The organism is Nonomuraea sp. NPDC047897 (assembly GCF_043204415.1).
Taxonomy (GTDB): domain Bacteria; phylum Actinomycetota; class Actinomycetes; order Streptosporangiales; family Streptosporangiaceae; genus Nonomuraea.
Window position 1 is genome coordinate 646,977 of the sequence record NZ_JBIDCC010000002.1, and the last position, 24,404, is coordinate 671,380.

At 72.7% G+C, this 24,404-nt stretch carries 25 protein-coding genes; 20 read left to right on the forward strand and 5 right to left on the reverse strand.

Annotation, left to right across the window (positions count from 1 at the left end; all coding sequences use genetic code 11):
* Window positions 1–169: 169 nt before the first annotated feature.
* From ACGF0J_RS06420 to hypE, 13 genes are read left to right on the forward strand one after another with little or no spacing between them, the layout of a single operon-like run.
* Window positions 170–1,213 carry a hydrogenase expression protein HypE gene (locus ACGF0J_RS06420; protein ID WP_393142531.1) on the forward strand — a complete coding sequence of 348 codons (1,044 nt, stop codon included), beginning with the start codon at window positions 170–172 and terminating at the stop codon, window positions 1,211–1,213.
* Window positions 1,214–1,229: 16 nt separating this feature from the next.
* Window positions 1,230–3,023 (forward strand): nickel-dependent hydrogenase large subunit, encoded by a 1,794-nt coding sequence (locus ACGF0J_RS06425; protein WP_393142533.1) that lies wholly within the window; start codon window positions 1,230–1,232, stop codon window positions 3,021–3,023.
* A gap of 6 nt (window positions 3,024–3,029) precedes the next feature.
* Window positions 3,030–3,572 (forward strand): NifU family protein, encoded by a 543-nt coding sequence (locus tag ACGF0J_RS06430; RefSeq protein WP_393142535.1) that lies wholly within the window; start codon window positions 3,030–3,032, stop codon window positions 3,570–3,572.
* On the forward strand, window positions 3,569–4,273 hold the full coding sequence (locus ACGF0J_RS06435) for a DUF5947 family protein (RefSeq protein WP_393142537.1): 705 nt from the start codon (window positions 3,569–3,571) through the stop codon (window positions 4,271–4,273). The genes ACGF0J_RS06430 and ACGF0J_RS06435 overlap by 4 nt, the downstream gene beginning before the upstream one ends.
* 11 nt (window positions 4,274–4,284) lie before the next feature.
* A complete protein-coding gene (locus ACGF0J_RS06440) occupies window positions 4,285–4,509 on the forward strand; it encodes a hypothetical protein (protein ID WP_393142539.1) in 225 nt (74 codons plus the stop codon).
* 4 nt (window positions 4,510–4,513) lie between these two features.
* Window positions 4,514–5,170: a DUF6084 family protein gene (locus ACGF0J_RS06445; RefSeq protein ID WP_393142541.1), complete on the forward strand. Its 657-nt coding sequence runs from the start codon at window positions 4,514–4,516 to the stop codon at window positions 5,168–5,170.
* Window positions 5,170–6,204, forward strand: a complete 1,035-nt coding sequence (locus tag ACGF0J_RS06450; RefSeq protein WP_393142543.1) for a hypothetical protein — start codon at window positions 5,170–5,172, stop codon at window positions 6,202–6,204. Before ACGF0J_RS06445 ends, ACGF0J_RS06450 begins: the two co-directional genes overlap by 1 nt.
* Window positions 6,205–6,218: 14 nt before the next feature.
* Window positions 6,219–7,208 carry a hydrogenase maturation protease gene (locus ACGF0J_RS06455; RefSeq protein WP_393142545.1) on the forward strand — a complete coding sequence of 330 codons (990 nt, stop codon included), beginning with the start codon at window positions 6,219–6,221 and terminating at the stop codon, window positions 7,206–7,208.
* Window positions 7,209–7,219: 11 nt separating this feature from the next.
* Window positions 7,220–7,327 carry a DUF6893 family small protein gene (locus ACGF0J_RS06460; protein WP_393142547.1) on the forward strand — a complete coding sequence of 36 codons (108 nt, stop codon included), beginning with the start codon at window positions 7,220–7,222 and terminating at the stop codon, window positions 7,325–7,327.
* Between the two features lie 6 nt (window positions 7,328–7,333).
* Window positions 7,334–7,699, forward strand: a complete 366-nt coding sequence (locus tag ACGF0J_RS06465; RefSeq protein WP_393142549.1) for a hydrogenase maturation nickel metallochaperone HypA — start codon at window positions 7,334–7,336, stop codon at window positions 7,697–7,699.
* Complete coding sequence (locus tag ACGF0J_RS06470; protein ID WP_393142551.1) at window positions 7,677–7,949, forward strand: HypC/HybG/HupF family hydrogenase formation chaperone; 273 nt, start codon at window positions 7,677–7,679, stop codon at window positions 7,947–7,949. The genes ACGF0J_RS06465 and ACGF0J_RS06470 overlap by 23 nt, the downstream gene beginning before the upstream one ends.
* Before the next feature lie 9 nt (window positions 7,950–7,958).
* Window positions 7,959–9,086 carry a hydrogenase formation protein HypD gene (hypD, locus tag ACGF0J_RS06475; protein WP_393142553.1) on the forward strand — a complete coding sequence of 376 codons (1,128 nt, stop codon included), beginning with the start codon at window positions 7,959–7,961 and terminating at the stop codon, window positions 9,084–9,086.
* Window positions 9,083–10,213 (forward strand): hydrogenase expression/formation protein HypE, encoded by a 1,131-nt coding sequence (gene hypE, locus ACGF0J_RS06480; RefSeq protein WP_393142555.1) that lies wholly within the window; start codon window positions 9,083–9,085, stop codon window positions 10,211–10,213. Before hypD ends, hypE begins: the two co-directional genes overlap by 4 nt.
* 30 nt (window positions 10,214–10,243) lie before the next feature.
* On the opposite strand, the gene hypF is transcribed toward hypE, so the two are convergent.
* From hypF to ACGF0J_RS06495, 3 genes are read right to left on the reverse strand one after another with little or no spacing between them, the layout of a single operon-like run.
* Window positions 10,244–12,505, reverse strand: a complete 2,262-nt coding sequence (hypF, locus tag ACGF0J_RS06485; RefSeq protein ID WP_393142557.1) for a carbamoyltransferase HypF — start codon at window positions 12,503–12,505, stop codon at window positions 10,244–10,246.
* Complete coding sequence (locus ACGF0J_RS06490) at window positions 12,502–13,188, reverse strand: SIS domain-containing protein (RefSeq protein ID WP_393142559.1); 687 nt, start codon at window positions 13,186–13,188, stop codon at window positions 12,502–12,504. The genes hypF and ACGF0J_RS06490 overlap by 4 nt, the downstream gene beginning before the upstream one ends.
* A complete protein-coding gene (locus ACGF0J_RS06495; protein ID WP_393142561.1) occupies window positions 13,185–14,114 on the reverse strand; it encodes an SIS domain-containing protein in 930 nt (309 codons plus the stop codon). The genes ACGF0J_RS06490 and ACGF0J_RS06495 overlap by 4 nt, the downstream gene beginning before the upstream one ends.
* A 176-nt stretch (window positions 14,115–14,290) precedes the next feature.
* On the opposite strand from ACGF0J_RS06495, the gene ACGF0J_RS06500 reads away from it, so the two are divergent.
* Entirely contained in the window at window positions 14,291–14,824 is a 534-nt protein-coding gene (locus ACGF0J_RS06500; protein WP_393142563.1) for an HIT family protein, read from the forward strand.
* Window positions 14,825–14,854: 30 nt separating this feature from the next.
* On the opposite strand, the gene ACGF0J_RS06505 is transcribed toward ACGF0J_RS06500, so the two are convergent.
* Entirely contained in the window at window positions 14,855–16,420 is a 1,566-nt protein-coding gene (locus tag ACGF0J_RS06505) for a glycoside hydrolase family 10 protein (protein WP_393142565.1), read from the reverse strand.
* Between the two features lie 118 nt (window positions 16,421–16,538).
* On the reverse strand, window positions 16,539–18,701 hold the full coding sequence (locus ACGF0J_RS06510) for an elongation factor G-like protein EF-G2 (RefSeq protein WP_393142567.1): 2,163 nt from the start codon (window positions 18,699–18,701) through the stop codon (window positions 16,539–16,541).
* Between the two features lie 234 nt (window positions 18,702–18,935).
* Here ACGF0J_RS06510 and pgsA point away from each other — a divergent pair, with 234 nt between their 5' ends.
* The 6 genes from pgsA to pdxS all read left to right on the forward strand — a co-directional run bounded on the left by pgsA (window position 18,936) and on the right by pdxS (window position 24,366).
* Complete coding sequence (pgsA, locus tag ACGF0J_RS06515; protein ID WP_393142569.1) at window positions 18,936–19,538, forward strand: phosphatidylinositol phosphate synthase; 603 nt, start codon at window positions 18,936–18,938, stop codon at window positions 19,536–19,538.
* The gene (locus tag ACGF0J_RS06520) at window positions 19,535–20,443 is read left to right on the forward strand and encodes a phosphatidylinositol mannoside acyltransferase (RefSeq protein WP_393142571.1); all 909 of its coding nucleotides are present in this window, start codon (window positions 19,535–19,537) and stop codon (window positions 20,441–20,443) included. Before pgsA ends, ACGF0J_RS06520 begins: the two co-directional genes overlap by 4 nt.
* On the forward strand, window positions 20,440–21,570 hold the full coding sequence (locus ACGF0J_RS06525) for a glycosyltransferase family 4 protein (protein ID WP_393142573.1): 1,131 nt from the start codon (window positions 20,440–20,442) through the stop codon (window positions 21,568–21,570). Before ACGF0J_RS06520 ends, ACGF0J_RS06525 begins: the two co-directional genes overlap by 4 nt.
* 34 nt (window positions 21,571–21,604) lie before the next feature.
* Window positions 21,605–22,147, forward strand: a complete 543-nt coding sequence (locus tag ACGF0J_RS06530; protein WP_393142575.1) for a hypothetical protein — start codon at window positions 21,605–21,607, stop codon at window positions 22,145–22,147.
* A gap of 63 nt (window positions 22,148–22,210) precedes the next feature.
* Window positions 22,211–23,233: a DUF3048 domain-containing protein gene (locus tag ACGF0J_RS06535; protein WP_393142577.1), complete on the forward strand. Its 1,023-nt coding sequence runs from the start codon at window positions 22,211–22,213 to the stop codon at window positions 23,231–23,233.
* A 200-nt stretch (window positions 23,234–23,433) separates the two neighbouring features.
* Window positions 23,434–24,366, forward strand: coding sequence for a pyridoxal 5'-phosphate synthase lyase subunit PdxS (gene pdxS, locus ACGF0J_RS06540; RefSeq protein ID WP_393142723.1), 933 nt, complete (start codon window positions 23,434–23,436; stop codon window positions 24,364–24,366).
* The last annotated feature ends 38 nt before the right edge of the window (window positions 24,367–24,404 follow it).

Sequence of the window (24,404 nt, forward strand, 5' to 3'; positions counted from 1 at the left end):
CACCCTAGACGGCGCCGGCGATCTCCCACGGTGTCGTTCGGGTGGTTTGCGGCCTTCGCGAAGGCGGTACCTCTTACGGAGAGTAGTCGGCTCACTACCGAGTGACGGGTCCGTCCGTCCCGCCGTGGTGACGCCGAGGCGATGCCAGGCCGACAAGGGGGCGAAGGCCATGAGCACAGCCAAGCCGGAAACCGGGCTGGACGAGGTGCACATCCTGTGGACGTCCGAAGGCATGAGCTGCGACGGCGACACCGTCTCCGTCACGGCCGCCATGCTGCCGAGCATCGAGGAGGTCCTGCTCGGGCTCGTGCCGGGCCTGCCGAAGGTGCACCTGCACAACAAGGTCCTGGCCACCGAGGTGGGCGGCGAGTTCATGGCGGCCTTCCACCGGGCGGCCGAGGGCAGCCTGGGACCGTACATCTTCGTCGTGGAGGGGTCCATCCCCAACGAGAACATCAACGGCGAGGGCTTCTGGACGTCGATGGGCAACGACCCGGCGACCGGCCAGCCCATCACGGTCAACCAGTGGATCGACCGGCTCGCGCCCGGCGCGTGGGCGGTCGTCGCGGCGGGCACCTGCGCCACCTACGGCGGCATCCACGCCATGGCCGGCAACCCGACCGGCTGCATGGGACTGGCCGACTACCTCGGCGCGGACTTCCGCTCCGCCGGCGGCCTGCCCATCGTCAACGTGCCCGGCTGCCCCGTCCAGCCCGACAACTTCATGGAGACGCTGACCTGGCTGCTCTACCAGGCGGCCGGCCTCGCCCCGATGATCCCGCTCGACAGGCAACTGCGACCCACCTGGCTGTTCGGCAAGACCGTGCACGAGGGATGCGACCGGGCCGGCTACTACGAGCAGGGCGACTTCGCCCACGACTACAACTCCCCGAAGTGCCAGGTCAAGATCGGCTGCTGGGGGCCGGTCGTCAACTGCAACGTCACCAAGCGCGGCTGGATGGCCGGCATCGGCGGCTGCCCCAACGTGGGCGGCATCTGCATCGGCTGCACGATGCCCGGCTTCCCCGACAAGTTCATGCCGTTCATGGACGAGCCGCCCGGCGGGTCCCTGTCCGCGGGCATGACGTCCGTCTACGGCGGGCTCGTCCGGCGCCTGCGCGCCATCACCAACAAGACGGTCAACACCGAGCCGAAGTGGCGCCACCGGGGCGCGAAACTCACCAGCGGATACGACCCCCGCTGGCGGGCCTAGAAGGGGGATCGCCGACGTGACCATCCGATCACCGCAGGAGCAGGAGACGCGCCAGCTCGTCGAGATGTCCTGGGACCCGATCACCAGGATCATCGGCAACCTGGGCATCTACACCAAGATCGATTTTAAGAACAACGAGGTCGTGGAGTGCAAGAGCACCTCGTCGCTGTTCCGCGGCTACAGCGTGTTCATGAAGGGCAAGGACCCGCGCGACTCCCACTTCATCACCAGCCGGATCTGCGGCATCTGCGGTGACAACCACGCCGTCTGCTCCATCTACGCGCAGAACATGGCCTACGGGGTCAAGACGCCGCCGCTGGGCGAGTGGATCATCAACCTCGGCGAGGCCGCCGAGTACATGTTCGACCACACGCTCTTCCAGGACAATCTCGTCTTCGTCGACTACTGCGAGCAGATGGTCAAGGAGACCAACCCCAGCCTGCTGCGCCGCGCCGAGACGACCGAGGCGCCGCGGGGAGACATCCACGGCTACCGGACCATCGCCGACATCATGCGCGCCTTCAACCCGTTCACCGGCGCGGTCTACCGCGAGGCCCTGCAGGTCAGCCGGCTCACCCGGGAGATGTGCTGCCTGATGGAGGGCCGGCATGTGCACCCGTCCACCCTCTACCCGGGCGGAGTCGGCACCGTGGCCACCCCCCAGGTGTTCACCGACTACCTGGTCCGCCTGCTGCGCACCGTCGACTTCATCAAGCGCGCCGTGCCGATGAACGACGACGTGTTCGACTTCTTCTACGAGGCGCTGCCCGGCTACGAGGAGGTCGGCCGGCGGCGGGTGATGCTGGGCTGCTGGGGGGCGTTCCAGGACCCGGGCGTGGTCGACTACGACTACCGCACGATGAACGAGTGGGGCCGGCGGATGTTCGTCACGCCGGGCATCGTCCTGGACGGCGAGCTGCGCACCACGAGCCTGGTGGACATCAACCTCGGCATCCGCATCCTGCTGGGCAGCTCCTACTACGACGACTGGCAGGGTGAGGAGACCTTCGTCACGCACGACCCGCTCGGCAACCCGGTCGACCAGCGCCACCCGTGGAACCAGACGACGCTGCCCAGACCACAGAAGCGCGACCTGGACGGCGGCAACTACAGCTGGGTGATGAGCCCCCGCTGGTACGACGAGCGCACCGCCGACTACCTCGCCCTCGACACGGGCGGCGGGCCGCTGGCCCGGCTCTGGACCACGGCGCTGGCCGGGCTCGTCGACACCGGCACCGTCCGGTCCACCGGGCACAGCGTCCAGATCAACCTGCCCAAGAGCGCCGCCTTCCCCGACATGCAGTTCGAGTGGCAGATCCCCAGGTGGGCCAACACGATCGAGCGCAACCGGGCGCGCATGTACTTCGTCGCCTACGCGGCGGCGATGGCCTTCCACTTCGTCGAGCAGGCGCTCGGCGAGGTCCGGGCCGGGCGCACCAAGGTCTTCACCGACTTCGAGGTGCCCGACGAGGCGATCGGGGTCGGCTTCCACGAGGCGGTCCGCGGCGTCCTGTCGCACCACCTGGTGATCCGCAAAGGCAAGATCGCCAACTATCACCCGTACCCGCCGACCCCGTGGAACGCGAGCCCGCGCGACGCCTACGGCACGCCGGGGCCGTACGAGGACGCCGTGCAGGGCCTGCCCATCTTCGAGGAGAACGGCCCCGAGACGTTCAAGGGCATCGACATCATGCGCACCGTGCGCAGCTTCGACCCGTGCCTGCCGTGCGGCGTCCACATGTACCTCGGCGGCGGGAAGGTGCTCAAGCAGGTGCACTCGCCCACCCTCGGCACGAGCGTCTCGGGGTAGGCGGCCATGGACGACCGTGATGTGACCGAACGGGTGCGCAGGGTCGAGGCCCTGCTCGACGGGGCCGCCGACGGCCACGCCGTGGAGCTCGCCGAGGCGCTGCTCGACCTGTACGGGGAGGTGCTGGCGAGGATCATGGCCCAGGTCTCGGCGGCGGACCCGGCGGGCGGCGAACGGCTGGCCGAGCGGATCGCCGCCGACGATCTGGTCGCGCACCTGCTGTTGCTGCACGACCTGCACCCGCTGGACGCGCCCACCCGGATCGAACGCGCGCTGCCGGCCCTGCGGGCGCGGCTCGGCGGGGCGGTCGCGGAGCTCGTGGCCGTCGAGGGCGACCTGGCCCGGCTGCGGCTGCGGCTCCGTCGCGGGGGCTGCGGCTCCTCGGCGGCGGCGCTGTCCTCGGTCCTGGAGGAGGCGGTACGGCGTGCCGCGCCGGAGATCGAACGGGTCGAGATCGACGTGGTGGAGCAGACGCCGCCGCCGGTCGTGATCCCGGTCGAGAGCCTGCTCCGGGCCCCCACCGGTGACCGTCCCGGGACACCGGCGTGAGACCGGTCCGCACGGGCGGGGGCAGGGACGGGATCGCCGGCAGCACGCTGCGCAGGCTCATCGCCCGCCGCGAACGCCCGGGAGGCCCGGCAGGTCCCGGCACAGCGGACGCGGCCGGCGAGGCGTGCGAGCTGTGCGGCGCGCCCGCCGGCGCGGCGCACCGGCACCTGCTCGACCTGGCAGACCGCGAGCTGCGCTGCGCCTGCCGCGCCTGCGCCCTGCTGTTCGACCACGCCGCCGCGGGCGGCGGACGCCACCGCCTGGTGCCCGACGACCGGTGGTTCCTGAAGGACTTCGTCCTCGACGACGCCACCTGGGCGGACCTGCACATCCCGGTCCGGATGGCGTTCGCGCTGCGCGACTCGGCGGCGGGCCGGACGGCGCTGTTCTACCCCAGCCCGGCCGGGCCCGTCGAGTCGCCGCTCGCGGAGGAGACCTGGCGGCGCCTGGAACAGGACAACCCGGTGCTGCGGGGGCTCGCCCCGGACGTCGAGGCCCTCCTGGTGAACCGGACCGGCGCCGCCCGCGAGCACTGGATCGTCCCCGTCGACGACTGCTACACGCTCGTCGGCCTGCTGCGGACCCGCTGGAAGGGACTCGCCGGCGGGCCCGACGTCTGGAACGACATCACCGGCTTCTTCACCGAGCTGCGCCGCAGGTCCACCACCGCGACCTCGGCCGACCACCCGTTGCGCACCTGAGGGGATCCACCATGGCCAAGAAGGACGGCGACCACATCAAGACCGGCAGACGCCACGTGCGCCCGGACGCGCCCTCCCACGTCAAAGGCGTCAACGAGGGCAACGCGTGTGGCAACTACGACAAGCAGGCCGGTCACCTGCCCGATGCGCGGTCGACCGCCGCGCGCTCCACCGGCGTCAACGCCGCCGACCGCGACCCGATCGACCCCGACATGCCCAACCTGTCACCGGCCTGATCCCGTGGACGACTCGACGACGGCCGGCCCGCCGGCCCTGCGGATCACGGTCGAGGAGGCGCGGGCGGCGGAGTACGCGGCCGTGCCGACCCTGGAGTTCACGCTCAACATCGCCAACCCGGACGGTCCCGAGGTGCGTTCGCTCACCCTCGACACCCAGATCCGCGTCTCGGCCGCCCGCCGCGCCTACGACGAGCGGAGCCGGCTGCGGCTCGCCGGGCTGTTCGGCGGGCCCGAGGCGTGGGACAGGAACCTGCGCAGCCTGCTGTGGGCGCAGACCGTCACGCAGGTGCCCGCCTTCGGCGAGCAGGCCGCGGCGACCGTCCGGGTGCCGTGCACCTACGACTTCGAGGTGGCGGTGGCCTCGTACTTCCACGGTCTCACCGGCGGCGAGGTGCCGCTGGAGTTCCTCTTCAGCGGCACCACCTGGTACCTGGCCGACGGCCGGCTGCGCGTCACCCGCATCCCGTGGGACACCGAGGCGGACTTCCGCATGCCGGTGGCGGTGTGGAAGGACCTGATGGACCGGCACTTCCCGGGCGGCGCGTGGCTGCGGCTGGACCGCGCCACGTTCGACCGGCTGCACGCCTACCGGACCCGCCACGTCCTGCTCGGCTGGGACGACGTGGTGGACAGACTGCTGAAGGAGGCCGGCGGCTGATGGACGAGCTGCGCCGGATCGCGCGGGCCGTGCTGTACGAGGGCTACCTGCTGTGGCCGTACCGCCGGTCCGCACTCAAGAACCAGCACCGCTGGACGATCGGCGGCGTGCACCCCGAACCCTACGGCAGGGCCCACGAGGGCAACCCGTGGGTCATGCAGACCCAGTGCCTCGTCGAGGCGGGCCCGGCCGACACCGTGGACGTGCGCGTGCGCTTCCTGCACCTCGTCACGAGCGAGATCGCCCGCCGTGACGGAGACCGCCTCGACAAGGTGCCCGAGCTGACGGTGGGGGAGCGGCGCTTCCTGCCGCGCGAGGAGGCCGTCGAACGGGAGGTGGCCGCGTGCGGCCTCCGCCTCGGCGCGCTGCTCGGGCCGGCGCACCGGATCCCGGTGGACGTCCCCGCCGAGGAGGAGACCGAACGGCTGGCCGACGCCGCCGGGCGGCCGGCCGGCGCCGTGCTCCGCTCCCGGCAGGCGCTGCGCGGCCACGTCGACGTGCGGGCGGAGGAGGCGGAGCCGGGCGTCCTGCGGCTCACGGTGCGGGTGGTCAACACCACCCCCTGGCACGGCGACGTCCGCGCCGAGGCGATGCGGCGCACGTTCGTCGCCGCGCACAGCGTGCTGCACACGACGGGCGGCCGGTTCGTCTCGCTCATGGACCCGCCGGAGCGGCTGCGCGCCGCCGCGGCCGGCTGCCGCAACGTGGGCACCTGGCCGGTGCTGGCCGGACCGGAGGGCGAGCGGCACACGATGCTGTCAGCGCCGATCATCCTGTACGACCACCCGCGCGTCTCGCCGGAGAGCCCCGGCGACCTCTTCGACGCGACGGAGATCGACCAGTTGCTCACCCTGAGCGTGCTCGCGCTGAGCGACGAGGAGAAGCGCGAGATCCGCGACGGCGACCCGCGCGGCCGGGAGATCCTCGACCGCTGCGACGCGCTCACCGCCGAGCAGCTCATGCGCCTGCACGGCGTCCTACGCCCGGAGCCGGCCCGCGCGCGGCCGCCGGCCCGCACCGAGCCGACCGCATGAAGGAGTCCCGCCGGATGAACGAGGCCCACCGCATGGAGCAGGCCGACGACACGAAGGCTGACGACACGAAGGCTGACGACACGAAGGCTGACGACATGATGGAGCTCAGCCCTCCGATGGAACGACCCGGCTCCGACGCGTGGGCCCCCTGGACACCTGTGCACCAGCTCGGACCCGCGGGAGCGGACTTCTGGACGCGGATGGAGGCGCGTGGCCCCGAGGAGGTGGTCGCGGGCGGCGTGCCGGTGCGCGCGGGCAGCCGGGTCCGGCTGCGCCCGTCCGCCGGCCGGGCCGACGCCCTGGACCTCCTCCTCGACGGACGGACCGCCGTCGTCGAGTCGATCGAGCAGGACGACGAGGGGGCCTTGCACGTCGCGGTCATCCTCGACGAGGACCCGGGCCGCGACCTGGGCGAGGCCCGCATGCCCGGACACCGGTTCTTCTACACGGCGGAGGAGATCGAACCGCTGGACCCGGCCGCCGGCCCCCGCGTCCTCGTAGCCGGGCTCGGCAACATCTTCCTCGGCGACGACGGCTTCGGCGTCGAGGTGGTCCGCCGGCTCGCCGAGACGCGGCAGCCCGCCGGGGTGGACGTGACCGACTTCGGCATCCGCGGCATGGACCTCGTCTACGCCCTGCAGCGCGACTACGACCTGGCCATCCTCGTCGACGCCGCGCCGCGGGGGGAGCCGCCCGGCACGCTCACCGTGCTGGAGGCCGACACCCCGGACGGCGCCGCCGGCCTCGGCGTCCCCACCGTGGAGACCCACGGCATGGACCCGGTTCGGGTGCTGCGGCTGGCCAGGGAACTGGGCCGGGTCCCGGACCGGGTGATCGTCGTGTGCTGCGAGCCGGCCACGGTGCTGACCGGCGGCGCCGACGAGGACGTCCTGGTCGAGCTGAGCGAACCCGTCCGCGCCGCGACCGCCCAAGCCGTCCGCCTGGTGATGGACATGATTGCGGAAAGCGCCGGGCCAGGCGCACCGCCCCGGAAGACGGAATGAGGTGACATGGCATGAGGAAGTCGCACGTGGCAGGGCTGATCGTGACCTGCGGACTGGTAGCGGTCATTGTCCACCAGTGGCCGGAGATCCGCCGGTACCTGACGATGAAACGGATGTAGCACCGCATGCATGAGATCGGAATGTGCGAAGGCCTGGTCGAGCTGATCGGGCAGCGAGCCGCCGGCCGGAAGATCACCGGCGCGCGGGTGCGCGTCGGCACCCGCCACGCCGTCGTCGGCGAGGCGTTCGAGCAGGCCTTCGCGCTCGCCGCGGCGGGCACCCCGGCACAGGACGCCGCAGTCGAGCTGGTCGTCACACCCCTCACCGTCGCCTGCCACTCCTGCGGCGGCCGCAGCGAGTCCCTGGACCTGCTCGCCGTCTGCCAGCGGTGCGGCAGCGCGGACGTGGACGTCTCCGGCGGCGACGAACTGGTCCTCGAATCGATCGACTTCGGGCAGGAGCAGGCCGATGTGCCTGGGCATCCCCGGTGAGCTGGTCGCGGCCGACGCGGACAACCCCGACCTGGCGGTCGTCGACGTCGGCGGCGTACGCCGCAGGATCAACGTGGCGCTGCTGACGGAGGAGGACCTCGGAGTCGGCGACTGGGTGCTGGTCCACGTGGGATTCGCCCTGTCGAAGATCTCCGAGTCGGAGGCGCAGGCCGTCCTCGACTACCTGGAGGGGCTCGGCACCGCCTACGACGACGAGCTCGACGCGCTCAGGGGATCGGACATCACATGAGGGGGACCCGTGCGGTTCGTCGATGAGTACCGCGACGGCGGCAGGGCCCGCGCGCTGGCCGCCGACATCGCCGCCCGGTGCGAGCCGGGCCGCCGCTACACGTTCATGGAAGTGTGCGGGGGGCACACCCACACCATCTACAAGCACGGGCTGGAGGACCATCTCCCCGAGGCGGTGACCCTCGTCCACGGCCCGGGATGCCCGGTGTGCGTGATCCCGATGGGCCGGGTGGACGACGCGATCTACATCGCCTCCCAGCCCGACGTGATCATGACGTCGTTCGGCGACATGATGCGCGTGCCCGGCGGGCAGGGGTCGTTCCTCGACGCCAAGGCCGCGGGAGCCGACATCCGGATGGTGTACTCGCCGCTCGACGCGCTGAAGATCGCCAAGGCGAACCCGGAGCGCCGGGTGGTGTTCATGGCCATCGGCTTCGAGACCACCGCCCCCTCCACGGCGATGACCGTGCTGCGCGCGGCCGCCGAAGGCGTCCGGAACTTCTCCGTCTTCTGCAACCACGTCCTCATCATCCCGGCGATCAAGGCCATCCTTGACTCGCCCGACCAGCGGCTGGACGGCTTCATCGGCCCCGGCCACGTCTCGGCCGTGATCGGCTGCGAACCGTACGCGTTCATCGCCCGCGACTACGGCAAACCGCTCGTGGTCGCCGGGTTCGAGCCGCTGGACGTCCTCCAGTCGGTCCACATGCTGCTCTGCCAGCTCGCCGAGGGCCGCGCCGAGGTCGCCAACCAGTACGCGCGGGTGGTGCCGTGGCACGGCAACCGCACGGCCATGACGGCCATCGGCACGGTCATGCGGCTGCGGGCGCACTTCGAGTGGCGCGGCCTCGGCTTCATCTCCCGCTCGGCGCTCGGCCTGGCCGAGGCGTACGCGGAGTTCGACGCTGAGCGGATCTTCGACCTGCCGGGGGTCCGGGTCGCCGACCCCAAGGCGTGCCAGTGCGGCGAGGTGCTCAAGGGCGTGCTCAAGCCGTGGGAGTGCAAGGTGTTCGGCACGGCCTGCACGCCGGAGACGCCGATCGGCACCTGCATGGTCTCCTCCGAAGGGGCCTGCGCCGCCTACTACAACTTCGGCCGGTTCAGCCGCGAACGCGTGAAGGAGGCGACCCGATCATGACGTCCGAACCCGCGGCGGACCAGGCGGACCGGGGCGCTCCGGGCAGCCCGCACCGCACCCGCGAGGAGCAGGTCCTCGACCGCATCGACCGGGCCCGGCGCCGCAGGGCGGTCGTCAAGGAGGAGCGGATCACGCTCGCGCACGGCTCGGGCGGCAGGGCCACGCAGACGCTGATCCAGGCGGTCTTCCTGGAGGCGTTCGGCAACCCGCTGCTCGCCCCGCTGGAGGACGGGGCGACGCTGCCGCTCGGCGACACGCGGGCGGCGTTCACCACCGACTCGTTCGTGGTCTCCCCGCTGTTCTTCCCCGGCGGGGACATCGGCGACCTGGCCGTCAACGGGACCGTCAACGACCTGGCGATGTGCGGCGCGCGGCCCGCGTTCCTGGCCGCCGGATTCATCCTGGAGGAGGGGTTCCCCGTCGCCGACCTGCGGCGGATCGCCGCCTCGATGGCCACGGCGGCGGCCGCCGCCGGCGTGTCGATCGTCACCGGCGACACCAAGGTGGTGCAACGCGGCAAGGCCGACGGCTGCTACGTCACCACCACGGGGGTCGGTGTCGTGGAGCGGCACGTGGAGCTGTCCGCCTCCGGCGCGCGGCCCGGGGACGCCGTCATCGTGTCCGGCCCGATCGGTGACCACGGGGCCGCGATCATGGTGGCGCGCGGCGAGTTCGACCTCGAATGCCCCGTCGTGTCCGACACGGCCCCGCTGCACGGCATCGTCTCCGCCCTGCTGGACGCCCTGCCCGGACACGTCAGGGCGCTGCGCGACGCCACGCGGGGCGGGGTGGCGACCATACTCAACGAGGTCGCGGCGGCCTCCCGCGTGGCCGTGGTGGTCGAGGAGAAGGCCCTGCCGGTGCGACCCGAGGTGACGGGCGTGTGCGAGCTGCTCGGCATCGACCCGCTGTACGTGGCCTGCGAGGGCCGGTTCGTCGCGGTCGTGGACGGCGCGCACGCCGGCCGGGCGCTGGAGGCGCTGCGCCGGCACCCGCTCGGCACGGGCGCGTCCATCATCGGCACGGTACGCGACGACCCCCCGGGACTCGTCCTGCTGCGCACCGCGTTCGGCGGCACCCGCATCGTCGACGTGCTCGTCGGCGACCCGTTGCCGCGCATCTGCTGACCCCCTTCTGCTGATCCCGCTCCCGCGGGATCAGCCCCGGGCGGCCGCGACGACCGCCTGACCGAGGCTGATCCCGCCGTCGTTGCACGGGACGCGCCGGTGCGTCAGCACCCGGAACCCGTCACGGACCAGCCGGTCGGTCACCCCGCCCAGCAGCACCGTGTTGACGAACACGCCGCCGGACAGGGCCACCGTGCCGAGCCCCGTGGCCTCGGCGGCCAGGCGGACCGCCGCCGCGACCGCACCGGCCAGCCCGTGGTGGAACCGCGCGGCGACCACCCCGCGCCGCACACCCCGCCGCAGGTCGTCGGCCACGGCCCGCACCAGGTCGGTGCCCCGGATCACGACCGGCCACGGCCCGGTCACGGCCACCGGGTAGCCGTCGCCGACGTCCCGGTCCGCCAGCAGCTCCAGCCCCATCGCGGCCTGCCCCTCGTACGTCACCGTGTCGCGGACGCCGAGCAGCGCCGCCACCGCGTCGAACAGCCGCCCGGCACTCGACGTGACGGGCGCGGCCGGGCCGCCGGCCGCGGCGAGCGCGGACACGGCCGCCCAGGCGGCGGCGTTGCGGCGGGCCACGCCGAGCCCGTCGGCGGGCACCGACGCGGCGTGCAGGTAGGCGGCCGCCATCCGCCACGGCTGGCGGATGGCCGTGCCGCCGCCCGGCATCCGCACCTGTTCCAGATGCCCGGCCCGGTCGAACCCCGCCAGGTCCGCCACCAGCAGCTCGCCGCCCCAGATCGTGCCGTCGGCGCCGTAGCCCGTCCCGTCGAACGCGACCCCGATGACCGGCCCCGGCTCCCCGTTGTCGGCCAGGCACGAGGCGAGGTGGGCGTGGTGGTGCTGCACGGCGACCGGCTCCACGCCGTCGAGCGCGAGGGCGTACTTCGTCGACAGGTACTCCGGATGCGGGTCGTGCGCGACGACGACGGGGTCGATGCCGAACAGCCGCCGCCAGCGGTCGATCTCCGTGGTGAACGCGCGTAGCGTCCGGTAGCTCTCCAGGTCGCCGAAGTGCTGCGAGACGACGGCGTGCCGTCCCCCGGCCAGGCAGAACGTGCTCTTCTGCGCCGCGCCGCAGGCGAGCACCGGGCGGGGGACGGGCCACGGCAGCGTGAACGGCTCGGGCGCGTACCCGCGGGCCCGCCGGACGGGCAGCGCCGCGCCGCGGAACATCCGCACCACGGAGTCGTCGGCGGGCGCCCGGATCGGCCGGTCGTGGGACAGGAAGGCGTCGGCGATGCCGCCCAGCCGCGCCGGCGCGTCGGCGTCCTCGTACACGATCGGCTCGTCGGACACGTTGCCGCTGGTCAGCACGTACGGCCGGGCGAGGCGGCGGGCGAGCAGGTGGTGCAGCGGCGTGTACGGCAGCAGCACGCCCAGCTCGCCGCTGCCGGGCGCCACCGACGGCGCGACCGGCGCGCCGGCGCGACGGGGCAGCAGCACGATGGGCGCGCGCGGGCCGGTCAGCAGCCGGGCCGCGGCCTCGCCGGCCTCGCACAGCTCCCGGACGGCCGGCAGGTCCGCGGCCAGCACGGCGAACGCCTTGTCCGGCCGCCCCTTGCGGGCCCGCAGCGTGGCGACGGCCGTCTCGTCGGCCGCGTCGACGGCCAGGTGGTAGCCGCCGAGGCCCTTGACCGCCAGCACGGCCCCGCCCGCGAGCAGCGCGGCCGCCTCCGTGACGGGATCACCGGGCACTCTCGCGCCCGCCGCCGTGGTCAGCGAGAGCGCCGGGCCGCAGTCCGGGCAGCAGGTCGGCTGGGCGTGGAAGCGCCGGTCGCGCGGGTCGCGGTACTCCCGCTCGCACGCGGCGCACATGGCGAACCCGGCCATCGTGGTCACGGCCCTGTCGTACGGCACGGCCGTGACGATGGTGAACCGGGGCCCGCAGTTCGTACAGTTGACGAACGGGTACAGGTGGCGGCGGTCGGCCGGGTCGAACAGCTCCGCCAGGCAGTCCGCGCACGTCGCGACGTCGGCGGGGACCAGGGCCCGCGTCGCCGGGCCGGCCACGCTGGGCACGATCTCGAACCCGCGGGCGCCCGTCGGCGGCACCGGCGTCACGCTGACCCGTTCGACGACGGCCAGCGCGGGCGCCCGGTGCCGGACCGCCTCCACCAGCGCGCCGACCGCGGCCGCCGGGCCCTCCGCCTCGATGAACACCCCGCCGGCGTCGTTGCCGACCAGCCCGGTCAGGCCGTACCGGGCGGCCAGCGCGTGCACGAACGGACGGAAGCCGACGCCCTGGACGATCCCCTCGACCCGGATCAGCGACCGGACCGGCCCGATCATACCCCGCCCGTTCCCCTCGGTCCCGCCCCGCCCGGTGCCGCCCCGTCAGATGCCGCCCCGTCCATGGCGCGCTGCACCAGCTCCCACAGCACGTGGCAGAGCGTGGCCTGCGCCTCCTGGACCCGGTGCACCGACGACGACGGGACGACGAAGAGGTGGTCGGCCAGCGCGTCCGCGGCCATCCGCCCGCCGCCCGAACCGGCGAACCCCACGGTCACCATGCCCGCGCGCCGGGCCGCTTCCAGTCCCAGCAGGACGTTGGCCGAGCCGCCGCTCGTCGACAGGGCCACGGCGATGTCGCCGCGCCGGCCGAGGGCGGCCAGCTGCCGGGCGAAGACCACGTCGAAGTGCACGTCGTTGGCCAGGGCCGTCAGCAGCGCCGAGTCGCCGGTCAGCGAGATCGCCGGCAGCCGCCGTCCGCCCCGGCCGGGCGTCAGGAAGAGCTGGGCCACCGCCTGCGCGTCGGTGCTGCTGCCGCCGTTGCCGAACGTCAGCAGCGTGCCGCCGGCCCGGAACGCGGCCGCCATCGCCCGCGCGCAGGCGGCCAGCGCCGGGCCCAGCCCGTCGAGCACCCGCAGCCGCAGCTCGGCGCTCTCCGCGGCCTTCGCCGCGGTGGAGCGGACGAGCTCCTCGCGGGTCGTGTCTCCGTCCGGCGCCGCGAACGGGTAGCGGACGCCGGTCACGAGGCGTCACCGCCGAGCACCGCGATGGCCTCCCCGGCGTGCGCCAGGACGGTGTCGCCGACCCGCGCCTCGACCAGCGCCACGCTGATCTCCTCGGTGCCGCCGCCCGTGTCGACCAGGGCGAGACCGCCCGGCCGCAGCTCGGTGACGTACACCGGGACCGCCGTGTCCGCGCAGGTGACGCAGGTGGCGTCGGCCGCGCAACCGGCCGCGGCCGGCCCGCCCGGCGACCCCGGCCGGTCGAGCGGGCCGGGGTCGTCGAGGAAGACGTGGACCAGCTCCCACAGCAGGTGGTAAGTCGTCATGTGCGCCTCGCCGGCGATCCGGGGGTCGCCGGACCGCGCGTCGAGCACATGGTCCACGAGCGTCCCGTCCACGAGCGTCCCGTCCACGAGCGTCTCGTCCGGCAGGGCGCCGTCCATGAGCGTCTCGTCCGGCGGGGCGCCGTCCACCGGAGCGCCGTCCATCGGAGCTCCGTCCACCAGGGCGACCGTCAGCATGCCGAGCTGCCGGGCCGCCGCGAACGCGCCCAGCACGTCGCCGCACCGGCCCCCGACGGCGAACCCGACGGCGATGTCCTCCGCCCGGCCGAGCATCCGCAGTTGCGTGCTGAAGACGGCGCCATAGCCGCGGGACACCGCGATGCCGCTCACCGCCGAGGCGTCGTTGGCCAGCGAGATCGCCGGTAGGGCCCGCTTGCCGACGATCACCGGATGGGTGAACTCGACCGCCAGGTGGCCCGCGTCCGCCGCGGACGAGCCGGCTCCGAAGGCGAGCAGCCTGCCGCCGCGCCGGAACCGCGCCGCCATGTCGAGCGCCGCGTCCACGACCAGGCGGGCGTCCGCCACGAGCGCCCGGCCTGGCCCGGCGCGGCGCGCGGCCGCCTCCTCCAGCAGGGCCGCCGTCTCCCCCTGAACCGCTGCCATCGCGCCCCCCGGTGCCGCAGACCTCGCTGCCATGCTGCACCGCAGGCGGCGCGGGGCCGGGATCTCGCCGGGCCGTGCCGGGTGAAAGTTGGGGCAGGTTTTCCACCCAGGCGACCGTGGGGAGCGGCCCGCGCTCGCCGTCGTCCCGGCCGGCACCCGGCTCTATGCTGCTAGATATGCACGATCAGGCAGGAGCAGGGGAGCCCGACGACTTCCAGCGGCTGTGGACCCCGCATCGCATGGCCTACATCAAGGGTGAGGGCAAGCCGACCGGCACCGGACCCGACGACGGTTGCCCGTTCGACGCCATCCCCCGCATGAGCGACGAGGACGGCCTGATCGTGGCCCGGGGCGAGCACGTCTACGCCGTGCTCAACCTCTATCCCTACAACTCCGGCCACCTCATGGTCGTCCCCTACCGGCACGTGTCCGGCTACGACGAGCTCGACCAGGCCGAGCTGACGGAGCTGGGTGAGTTCACCCAGCGCTCGCTGCGGGCGCTGCGCAAGGCGAGCGGCGCGCAGGGCTTCAACGTCGGCATGAACCTCGGCCAGGTGGCCGGCGCCGGCATCGCCTCCCCACCGGGGCACCAGCACGTGGTGCCCCGGTGGGGAGGCGACACCAACTTCATGCCGGTGGTGGCGCGGACGAAGGTGCTGCCGCAGCTCCTGCGCGACACCCGCGCCCTGCTCGCCGACGCCTGGGACTGACCGCTCCGCCTGCCTGGACCGGCCGGGCGGTCAGCCGACCTTGACGGTGGCGGCCTTGCTCTCGTGGTGCAGTCGGTCGAGGGCGGTCACCAGGTAGGTGCCCGGCGACGCGGCGCCGAACGACGGGCTGGAGACGACCGCCACCAGGTCGCGGGCGTCCGTGGTGTGGCAGTCGTCCGCGCCCGCCTTCGGCAGCCGGTAGACCGCGTACGAGCGGGCGCCCGGCGTGGCGTTCCAGGTCAGCTTCGTGCCGTCGGCCTTCACCCCGGCGGGCACGGGCGGGGCGGAGCCGCCGAGGTCCTTCATCAGCGGAAGGAGCGCCGGACGGGAGTAGTGCTCCTTGACGACGCGGTCCATGGAGCCCAGCGGGTTGGCCACCAGGTTCTTGGCGCTGAAGTAGACGTCACCGTCGATCTGGTCGTGCCTGCGGTTGAGCGTCAGGTGGGCGGACAGCTCGCCCGCCTTGGTCCACGCCCGGTCGTCGGTGGCGCCGACCCGGTAGAGGGCCTGGCCGATGTAGAGGTGGACGTCGCTGCCCTTGACCTCGCGGGCCCACCACGGCGCCAGCGCGCGGTAGTCGGCGGCCCGGAACCCGCGCGGCCAGTAGAGCTGCGGCATCACGTAGTCGACCGTGCCGGCCTTGATCCAGGCGCGGGCGTCGGCGTGGATGGCGTCGTAGGCGGACATGCCCGAGGTGGCCGAGCCGGTCGGGTCCTGGGCCTCGTTGCGCCAGATGCCGAACGGGCTGACGCCGAACTTGACGTGCCCCTTGGCCGCGTGGACGGCCTTGTCGACCTGGGCGATCAGCGTGTTGACGTTGGAGCGCCGCCAGGCGGCCAGGCTCTTGCCCTTGCCGTATCTGGCGAAGGCGGCCCGGTCGTCGAACGTGCGGCCGGGCTCGGGGTAGGGGTAGAAGTAGTCGTCGAAGTGGACGCCGTCGACGTCGTAGCGCTGCACCACGTCGGTGACCACCTTGGTGACGTGCTCGCGCACCTGCGGCAGGCCCGGGTTGTAGTAGATCCGGTCGCCGTAGCGGACGATCCAGCCCGGGTTGCGCCGCGCCGGGTGGGAGGCGGGCAGCCGCGACAGGTCGGTGTCGTGGGCGGCGCGGTAGGGGTTGAACCAGGCGTGGAACTCCAGCCCCCGCTTGTGCGCCTCGGCGACGAGGAACGGCAGCGGGTCCCAGCCGGGGTCCTTGCCCGGCGTGCCGGTCAGATACTCCGACCACGGCTCCAGCGACGACTTGTAGAGCGCGTCGGAGGCCGGGCGGACCTGCACGAAGACGGCGTTGAGCCGCCGCTTGACGGCCGCGTCGAGGATCTTGACGTACTCGGCCCGCTGCCGCTCGACGGCGAGGCCGGTGCGCGAGGGCCAGTCGATGTTCTTGACCGTGGCGATCCAGACACCGCGTAGCTGCCGCTTGGGGTAGCGCGCGTCGGCGACGCACTCCGCGGGGGCGGCCGCGGGTGTGGCGGACTTCGTGGTCGTGGATCCCGAGGCGGGCGTCTCAGCGCCTCCGGGGCCGAACAGGAAGGCGGCACCGGTGGTGAGGACGGCCAGGGTGGCGGCGGCGATCAGAGGGCGTCCGGTTCGCATAGTGCCCCCAGTGTGACACCGCCCCTGACGTGCTCTGACCAGAAGAAAGAAATCGGTTCGTGATCCTTTGCGGGAAGTTGACCGGGGTGCCGGGGGTGGCCCCCGGCACCCCGGGATGTCATCCGGCGGCCGCCAGCTTGCCCGCCAGCTTGCCCGCCAGGTGCGGCGGCAGCGGCTCGTAGCGCAGGAACGAGCGCTGGAAGGAGCCGGTGCCGTGCGACATGGACCGCAGGTCGATGGCGTACCTCGTGAGCTCCAGTTGGGGGGCCTCGGCCTTGACCAGGGTGCGGCCGGTGCCCACCGGCTCGGTGCCGAGCACTCGCCCGCGCCGCGACGAAAGGTCGGACATCACCGAGCCCACGTACTCGTCGGCCACCAGCACCGACAGCTCGTCCACCGGCTCCAGCAGCAACGTGGGCACCTTGCCCGCGGCCTCCTTGAGCGCGAGCTGGCCGGCGATCTGGAAGGCCATGTCGGAGGAGTCGACCGAGTGGGCCTTGCCGTCGTAGAGCGTCACCCGGACGTCGACCATCGGGTAGCCGGCGACCACGCCGCGCTCCATCTGGGCCCGCACGCCCTTCTCGACGGACGGGATGAACTGGCGGGGCACCACCCCGCCGACGATCTTGTCCACGAACTCGAAGCCGCCGCCGGACGGCAGCGGCTCGACCTCGATGTGGCAGATGGCGTACTGGCCGTGCCCGCCGGTCTGCTTGACGTTGCGGCCCATCGCCTGGCACGTGCCGCCGAACGTCTCCCGCAGCGGCACCCGCAGCTCGATCCGTTCGACCTCGACGCCGTGGCGCTTGGCGAGCCGGTCGAGCAGCACGTCGGTGTGGGCCTCGCCCATGCACCACAGGACGAGCTGGCGGGTCTCGGCGTTGTTCTCCAGGCGCAGCGTCGGGTCCTCGGCCACCAGCCGGGCCAGCGCCTGCGACAGCTTGTCCTCGTCGGCCTTGGACCTGGCCCGGATCGCCACCGGCAGCAGCGGGTCGGGCATGGTCCAGGACGTCATCAGCAGCGGCCGGTCCACCTCCGACAGGGTGTCGCCCGTCTCGGCGCGCGACAGCTTGGCCACCGCCAGGATGTCGCCCGCAACGCCCTTGGCGATGGGCCGCTGCTGCTTGCCGAGCGGGCAGGTGAGGGTGCCGATGCGCTCGTCGACGTCGTGGTCCTCGTGGCCGCGGTCGGCCAGACCGTGCCCGGAGACGTGCACGGTCATGTCGGGGCGCAGTGTCCCGGAGAACACGCGGACCAGGCTGATGCGGCCCACGTAGGGGTCGCTGGTGGTCTTGACGACCTCGGCGACCAGCGGGCCGTCGGGGTCGCAGGCGATGCCGCCGACGGGCTTGCCGTCGAGGGTGGTGATCTCGGGCATGGGGTGTTCGAGCGGCGACGGGAAGCCCTGGGTGACCAGCTCCAGCAGCTCCAGCATGCCGATGCCGTGGCCGTGGCCGGTGCTGGTGCACAGCACCGGGTAGAAGCTGCCGCGCGCCACCGCCTTCTCCAGGTCGTCGATGAGCACCTTGGTGTCGATCGGGTCGCCCTGGAGGTAGCGGTCCATGAGCGACTCGTCCTCGCTCTCCTGGATGATCCCCTCGATGAGGGTTCCGCGGTACTCCTCGATGCGCGCCTCGTACTCGGCTCCCGGCTCCTTCTCCGTCCGGGTGCCGGTGGCGTAGTTGAAGAACTTCTGCGACAGCAGCCCGATGAGGCCGTTGACGTTGCCGTTGGTGACGACGGGCAGGTAGAGGGGGGCCACGCCGTCGCCGAAGGCGGCCTGGCAGGCGTCGAGCACCTCGTCGAAGTCGGCCCGCTGGTGGTCGATCTTCGTGATGACGACGGCGCGGGGCATGCCGACCTGGGCGCACTCCTCCCAGAGCAACTGGGTGAGCCCGTCGACGCCCTCCACGGCCGACACGACGAACAGGGCGGCGTCGGCGGCGCGCAGCCCGGCGCGCAGGTCGCCCACGAAGTCGGCGTAACCGGGGGTGTCCAGAAGGTTGATCTTGATGTCGTTGTACGTCAGGGGGGCCAGCGCGAGGTTGACCGACCGCTGCTGGCGTACCTCGACCTCGTCGAAGTCACTGACCGTGTTGCCGTCCTCCACCCGCCCCGGCCGCTGGACGGTTCCGGTGGCGGCCAGCAGGTGCTCGACGAGGGTGGTCTTGCCCGCTCCCGAATGGCCGACCAGCACGACATTGCGTATCGCATCCGCCCTGTCGGCCGCCGGCGCCCTGCCCGCGGCTCCCAAGGCCCCACCGGGGTTCTTCTCCGCCACAACGCCTCCGCTCCTCGTGGGACAGGTTGAGGTTCCAGCGCCGCGCCCGCGCGGAGGGTGCACAGGCCCGCACAGGACCCAGATGAACCCACACGAATCCGTACAAAAGTGCACAGGTCCACGTGGACACCGCATGGACGCGGTGTGTTCACCAAATACCCGTGTGGCGGATATCACAAGGGGGCGGAGGCAAAGAAAGTCGCCGGGCGCGGGATGGCCTACGATCGGACCGCGATGCTCAAACTCCTGCGCCCGGCCATGACCCGGATACTCACCCCGCTTGGCAGGGCCCTGGTCCGCCACGGAATCGGCCCCAACGCCGTCACGGCCGTCGGCACCCTCGGCACCGTCGTGTCGGCCCTGATCTTCTTCCCTCTCGGGCTGCTGACCACGGGCGTCGTCGTCATCACGGTGTTCGTGCTGTTCGACCTGCTCGACGGGGTGGTCGCCCGCCTCGGCGGCAAGGGCGGCAGCACCTGGGGGGCGTTCCTCGACTCCACGCTCGACCGGGTCGCCGACGCGGCGATCTTCGCCGGGCTTATCCTTTACTTCATCTCCCGTGACGATGTGCTGATGGCCGCGGTCGCGATGTTCTGCCTGGTGGCGGGCGCCGTGGTGTCCTACGCCAAGGCCAGGGCCGAGGGGCTCGGGCTCACCTGCGACGTGGGCCTGGCCGAGCGGCCCGAGCGGCTGGTCGTGGTGCTGGTGGCCACCTTCCTCGCCGGGCTCGGCGTGCCGTACGTGCTGCCGGCGGGCATGTGGCTGCTCGCGGCGGCCAGCGCCGTCACGGTGGTGCAACGCGTGGTCCATGTCCACCGGCAGACGAGGGAGCGATGAGCGACAAGCCGTCCGTCACCGATCGCGTGGTCGCCGCGGGTTTCGCGGCGGGCTGGAAGCTGGTGCCCCTGCTGCCGCCCCGGCTCACCCGCGGGGCCTTCCGCCTGGGCGCCGACCGGGTGTGGGCCCGGCGCGGCAAGTCGGTGCGCCGCCTGGAGTCCAACCTGGCCCGGGTGACCGGCCTCGACCCCGGCTCGGCGGAGCTGCGCGCGCTGTCCAGGGCGGGCATGCGGTCCTACTTCCGCTACTTCGAGGAGGTATTCCGGCTGCCGTCGCTGCAGCCGGAAGAGATCGTCCGACGCACCCGGGTGCGCGGCGCCGAGCTGATCCACGACACCGTCGCCGCAGGCAGGGGAGTGGTGCTGGCCCTGCCGCACATGGGCAACTGGGACGCCGCCGGCGCCTGGCTGGTCGCCGTCGGCCACCCGTTCGCCACCGTCGCCGAGCGCCTGCGGCCGGAGGCGCTCTTCCGCCGCTACGTCGCCTTCCGCCAAGGGCTCGGCATGGAGGTGCTGCCGCTCACCGGCGGCGACGGGCACACCTTCGCCGCCCTCGCCATGCGCGTACGGCGGGGCGGGGTCGTCTGCCTGCCCGCCGAGCGCGACCTGACCCGCGGCGGCGTCGAGGTCGACTTCTTCGGCGCCCGGACGAAGATGCCGGCCGGCCCCCCGCTGCTCGCCGTGCAGACCGGCGCGGCCCTGCTGCCCGCGACCGTCTACTTCGCGGGCGACGACTGGGGCATCGAGATCCACGAGGAGATCCCGGTGCCCGAGGCGGGCAGCCGGCAGGAGAAGGTGGCCGCCATGGCGCAGAGCCTGAGCCGCGTCTTCGAGAAGGGCATCACCGAGCACCCCGACGACTGGCACATGCTGCAGCGGCTGTGGCTGGAGGACCTGCCCCGATGAAGGTCGGCATCGTCTGCCCCTACTCCTGGGACATGCCCGGCGGGGTCAAGCAGCACATCGACGACCTGGCCCAGGCGCTGATGGCCCAGGGCCACGACGTGTCCGTGATCGCGCCGGCGGCCGACGACGACGAGCTGCCCCCGTACGTGGTGGGGGCCGGCCGGGCCGTGCCCGTGCCGTACAACGGGTCGGTGGCGCGCATGTCGTTCGGCTTCCTGTCGGCGGCCCGCGTGCGGCGCTGGGTGCGCGACGGCCACTTCGAGGTGCTGCACATCCACGAGCCGCTGGTGCCGAGCCTGGGCGTGCTCGCCTGCTGGGCGGCCAGGGGCCCGATCGTGGCGACCTTCCACGCCTCGTGGGTGCGCTCGCGGGCCATCGCCGTCGCCGAGCCGCTGCTGCGCAGCGCCCTGGAGAAGCTGAGCGGGCGCATCGCCGTCTCCGACGCCGCGCGCAAGAGCCTGGTCGAGCAGTTCGGCGGCGACACCGTGCTCATCCCCAACGGGGTGACCGTGGCCCGTTACACCGAGGCCGAGCCGCTCGACGGCTGGGGGCCCGACGGCGCGACGCTCGGCTTCCTCGGCCGCATGGACGAGGAGCGCAAGGGCCTGCCCATCCTGCTCGACGCCTTCGCCCGGCTCGGCCCCGACCGGCCCGGCCTCAAACTGCTGATCGCCGGTCCCGGTGACGCCAAGGACGTCTACGACCGGGTGCCCAGGGAGCTGCACGACCGGGTCACCGTGCTCGGCATGGTGAGCGAGGCCGACAAGATCCGCGCCTACCACTCGGTCGACGTCTTCTGCGCGCCCAACACCCGCGGCGAGAGCTTCGGCATCGTGCTCGCCGAGGCCATGGCCTCCGGCGCGACCGTGCTGGCCAGCGACATCCCCGCCTTCCGCAAGGTGCTCGGCGACGGCCAGGCCGGCGCGCTGTTCGCCAACGGCGACGCCGCCTCGCTGGCGCGCGAGGCGGCCGCGCTGCTCGACGCGCCCGACCGGCGGGCCAAGCTGGCCGAGGAGGCGCTGGTGGCGGTCCGCAAGTACGACTGGTCGACGGTGGCGCGCGACGTGGTCCGGGTCTACGAGACGGTGACCGCCGGCGGCGCCGGCCGGGTGGAGGAGGACCTGTGACGCACGGTGGCAGGGCGCGGCCGGAGGGGGCTCGGTGACGTCCACCCTGATCATCCTGGTCGTGGGCATCGTCATGGTGCTCCTGGCCGTGTACGTCTCGTGGCGCGCCGGCCGGCTGGACCGGCTGCACATCCGGCTGGAGCTGGCCCGCGAGTCGCTGGAGGCCGCCCTGATGCGGCGCAGGGCCGTGGTCCTCGAACTGGCCGGCTCCCGCCTGCTCGACCCGGCGACCTCCCTGTTCCTCGCCGCGGCGGCCCACGAGGCGAGGATGGCCGGGCCGGAGGAGCGCGAGCACGCCGAGAGCGACCTGTCGCGCGCCCTGCGCGCCGCCGTGGACCAGGAGCGCTTCCGCGAGAAGCTGGCCGAGGCGCCGGGCGGCGAGGACCTGCTGGAGGAGCTGGACACGGCGGTGGCCAAGGTCGTCTACTCCCGCCGCTTCTACAACAACGCCGTCGGGGTCACCCGGACGGCGCAGCGGCGCTGGCTGGCCCGCACGCTTCGGCTGGCCGGTCACACGGAGTTCCCGAGCTTCTTCGAGATCGACGACGATCCACCGGCGGCCATGGCATCTGAATGACCTGATTTGGTCAGGCCGGTAAGCTTCTTCCGTTTCTGGGCTAAATGCGGAGGAGTTGTGCAGGTGCGCCTACCCCGGATGATCGCCGTGACGCTGGCCGGAGCGTCCGTGCTGCTGCCCGCGGCGGCGTGCTCGTCGGACGAGCCGGCCGCCGGCCAGGCTCCGCAGGCCGCGACCGCGGCGCCCACCCCGCCGGCCGAGGAGACGCCGGCGGGCGAGCCCCACCCGTTCACCGGCAAGCCGGGGGCGCCGCTCAGGCCGGTGCTCACCGCCAAGATCGAGAACACCGCGGCGGGCAAGCCGCAGCTCGGCCTCAAGAGCGCGGACATCGTCTACGTCACCCAGGTCGAGGCCGGCCTGACCCGGCTGATCGCGGTCTTCTCGTCCAGGATCCCGGCCAAGATCGGCCCGGTCCGCAGCGCCCGCATCTCCGACCTGCACCTCGCCCCCCAGTTCGGCAAGCCGGCCTTCGCCTACTCCGGCGCGCAGACCAAGATGCTGCCGTTCATCGCGCAGGCGTCGCTGTTCGACGTCTCCGACAGCCGGGCGCCGGGCGCCTACTTCCGCCAGCCGGGCCGTGTCGCCCCGTACAACCTGTTCGCCGACACCAAGCAGCTCCTGGCCAAGGCGCCCAAGGCGAGCAAGGCCAAGGACATCGGCTTCACCTTCGGTGAGGCCCCGGCCGAGGGCGGCGTCGAGCGCAGGTCGTACACGGTCAGGTGGCCCGCCGCGCGCTTCACCTTCGCCTGGTCGGAGGCGAAGAAGCAGTGGCTCATCTGGCAGGACGGCAAGAAGAACATGGCGGCCGAGGGCGGCCAGCTCGGCGCGCCCACCATCGTGGTGCAGTACACCAGGACCGAGCGGTCCCAGTTCCACGACAAGAACCAGAGCTACACGCCGCTCGTGCGCACCGTCGGCAAGGGCTCGGCGATCGTGCTGCGCGACGGCAAGGCCTACAAGGCCCGCTGGGAGCGCAAGTCGGAGGAGGGCGGCACGACGTTCACCACCGCGGGCGGCGAACCGATGAACTTCGCGCCCGGCCAGGTCTGGGTGGCGCTCGCCAGCCGTACGCCCGTCACACCGTGACGTACAAAAACCCCAGGAAATCATGACATCGTGGTATGTCAGGGACGAGGTCGCTCAGGACCTACCATGGGGTTGGTAACTGACAGCATGCCGGAGGAGAGGCAGCCGGACCGGCCACCCGCTCGTGCGACGCGACGGCGTCCGCCACGGGACGGTGCGCGGGTGCGGCGGACTCGACCGATGAGTTCGTGAGGAAGACCGTGTCCAGCAGCACGCCCGAAGCCCCGTCCACCACCGCCCCCGCGCCGGGCGCCGTCACCGGAACGGCCCGTGTCAAGCGCGGCATGGCCGAGATGCTCAAGGGCGGCGTCATCATGGACGTCGTCACCCCCGAGCAGGCCAAGATCGCCGAAGACGCCGGCGCCGTCGCCGTCATGGCGCTGGAGCGCGTCCCCGCGGACATCCGCGCGCAGGGCGGCGTCTCCCGGATGAGCGACCCCGACATGATCGACGGGATCGTCAACGCCGTCTCGATCCCCGTCATGGCCAAGGCCCGCATCGGCCACTTCGTCGAGGCCCGGGTGCTGCAGTCGCTCGGCGTCGACTACGTCGACGAGTCCGAGGTGCTCACCCCGGCCGACTACGCCAACCACATCGACAAGTGGCAGTTCACCGTGCCGTTCGTGTGCGGCGCCACCAACCTCGGCGAGGCCCTGCGCCGCATCACCGAGGGCGCGGCCATGATCCGCTCCAAGGGCGAGGCCGGCACCGGCGACGTCTCCAACGCCGTCACGCACATGCGCACCATCCGCGGCGAGCTCAAGCGCCTCGCCTCCCTGCCCGAGGACGAGCTGTACGTCGCGGCCAAGGAGCTGCAGGCGCCGTACGAGCTGGTGGCCGAGGTCGCCAGGACCGGCAAGCTGCCCGTCGTGCTCTTCACCGCCGGCGGCATCGCCACCCCGGCCGACGCCGCGATGATGATGCAGCTCGGCGCCGAGGGCGTCTTCGTCGGCTCGGGCATCTTCAAGTCGGGCGACCCGGCCAAGCGGGCCGCCGCCATCGTCAAGGCCACCACGTTCCACGACGACCCCGACGTCATCGCCAAGGTCTCCCGCGGCCTGGGCGAGGCCATGGTCGGCATCAACGTCGACGAGATCCCGCAGCCGCACCGCCTGGCCGAGCGCGGCTGGTAGCCGGCCCGCCTCCTGGCCGGCACCCCGCCTTCTGGCGA

What these genes read in the sequence shown, in the direction of transcription:
- ACGF0J_RS06420 (WP_393142531.1), top strand. Translation starts at nt 170, where the DNA reads ATGAGCACAGCCAAGCCGGAAACCGGGCTGGACGAGGTGCACATCCTG.
- ACGF0J_RS06430 (WP_393142535.1), top strand. Translation starts at nt 3,030, where the DNA reads ATGGACGACCGTGATGTGACCGAACGGGTGCGCAGGGTCGAGGCCCTG.
- ACGF0J_RS06440 (WP_393142539.1), top strand. Translation starts at nt 4,285, where the DNA reads ATGGCCAAGAAGGACGGCGACCACATCAAGACCGGCAGACGCCACGTG.
- ACGF0J_RS06450 (WP_393142543.1), top strand. Translation starts at nt 5,170, where the DNA reads ATGGACGAGCTGCGCCGGATCGCGCGGGCCGTGCTGTACGAGGGCTAC.
- ACGF0J_RS06455 (WP_393142545.1), top strand. Translation starts at nt 6,219, where the DNA reads ATGAACGAGGCCCACCGCATGGAGCAGGCCGACGACACGAAGGCTGAC.
- ACGF0J_RS06460 (WP_393142547.1), top strand. Translation starts at nt 7,220, where the DNA reads ATGAGGAAGTCGCACGTGGCAGGGCTGATCGTGACCTGCGGACTGGTA.
- ACGF0J_RS06465 (WP_393142549.1), top strand. Translation starts at nt 7,334, where the DNA reads ATGCATGAGATCGGAATGTGCGAAGGCCTGGTCGAGCTGATCGGGCAG.
- ACGF0J_RS06470 (WP_393142551.1), top strand. Translation starts at nt 7,677, where the DNA reads ATGTGCCTGGGCATCCCCGGTGAGCTGGTCGCGGCCGACGCGGACAAC.
- hypE (WP_393142555.1), top strand. Translation starts at nt 9,083, where the DNA reads ATGACGTCCGAACCCGCGGCGGACCAGGCGGACCGGGGCGCTCCGGGC.
- hypF (WP_393142557.1), bottom strand. Translation starts at nt 12,505, where the DNA reads ATGATCGGGCCGGTCCGGTCGCTGATCCGGGTCGAGGGGATCGTCCAG.
- ACGF0J_RS06495 (WP_393142561.1), bottom strand. Translation starts at nt 14,114, where the DNA reads ATGGCAGCGGTTCAGGGGGAGACGGCGGCCCTGCTGGAGGAGGCGGCC.
- ACGF0J_RS06500 (WP_393142563.1), top strand. Translation starts at nt 14,291, where the DNA reads ATGCACGATCAGGCAGGAGCAGGGGAGCCCGACGACTTCCAGCGGCTG.
- ACGF0J_RS06505 (WP_393142565.1), bottom strand. Translation starts at nt 16,420, where the DNA reads ATGCGAACCGGACGCCCTCTGATCGCCGCCGCCACCCTGGCCGTCCTC.
- pgsA (WP_393142569.1), top strand. Translation starts at nt 18,936, where the DNA reads ATGCTCAAACTCCTGCGCCCGGCCATGACCCGGATACTCACCCCGCTT.
- ACGF0J_RS06520 (WP_393142571.1), top strand. Translation starts at nt 19,535, where the DNA reads ATGAGCGACAAGCCGTCCGTCACCGATCGCGTGGTCGCCGCGGGTTTC.
- ACGF0J_RS06525 (WP_393142573.1), top strand. Translation starts at nt 20,440, where the DNA reads ATGAAGGTCGGCATCGTCTGCCCCTACTCCTGGGACATGCCCGGCGGG.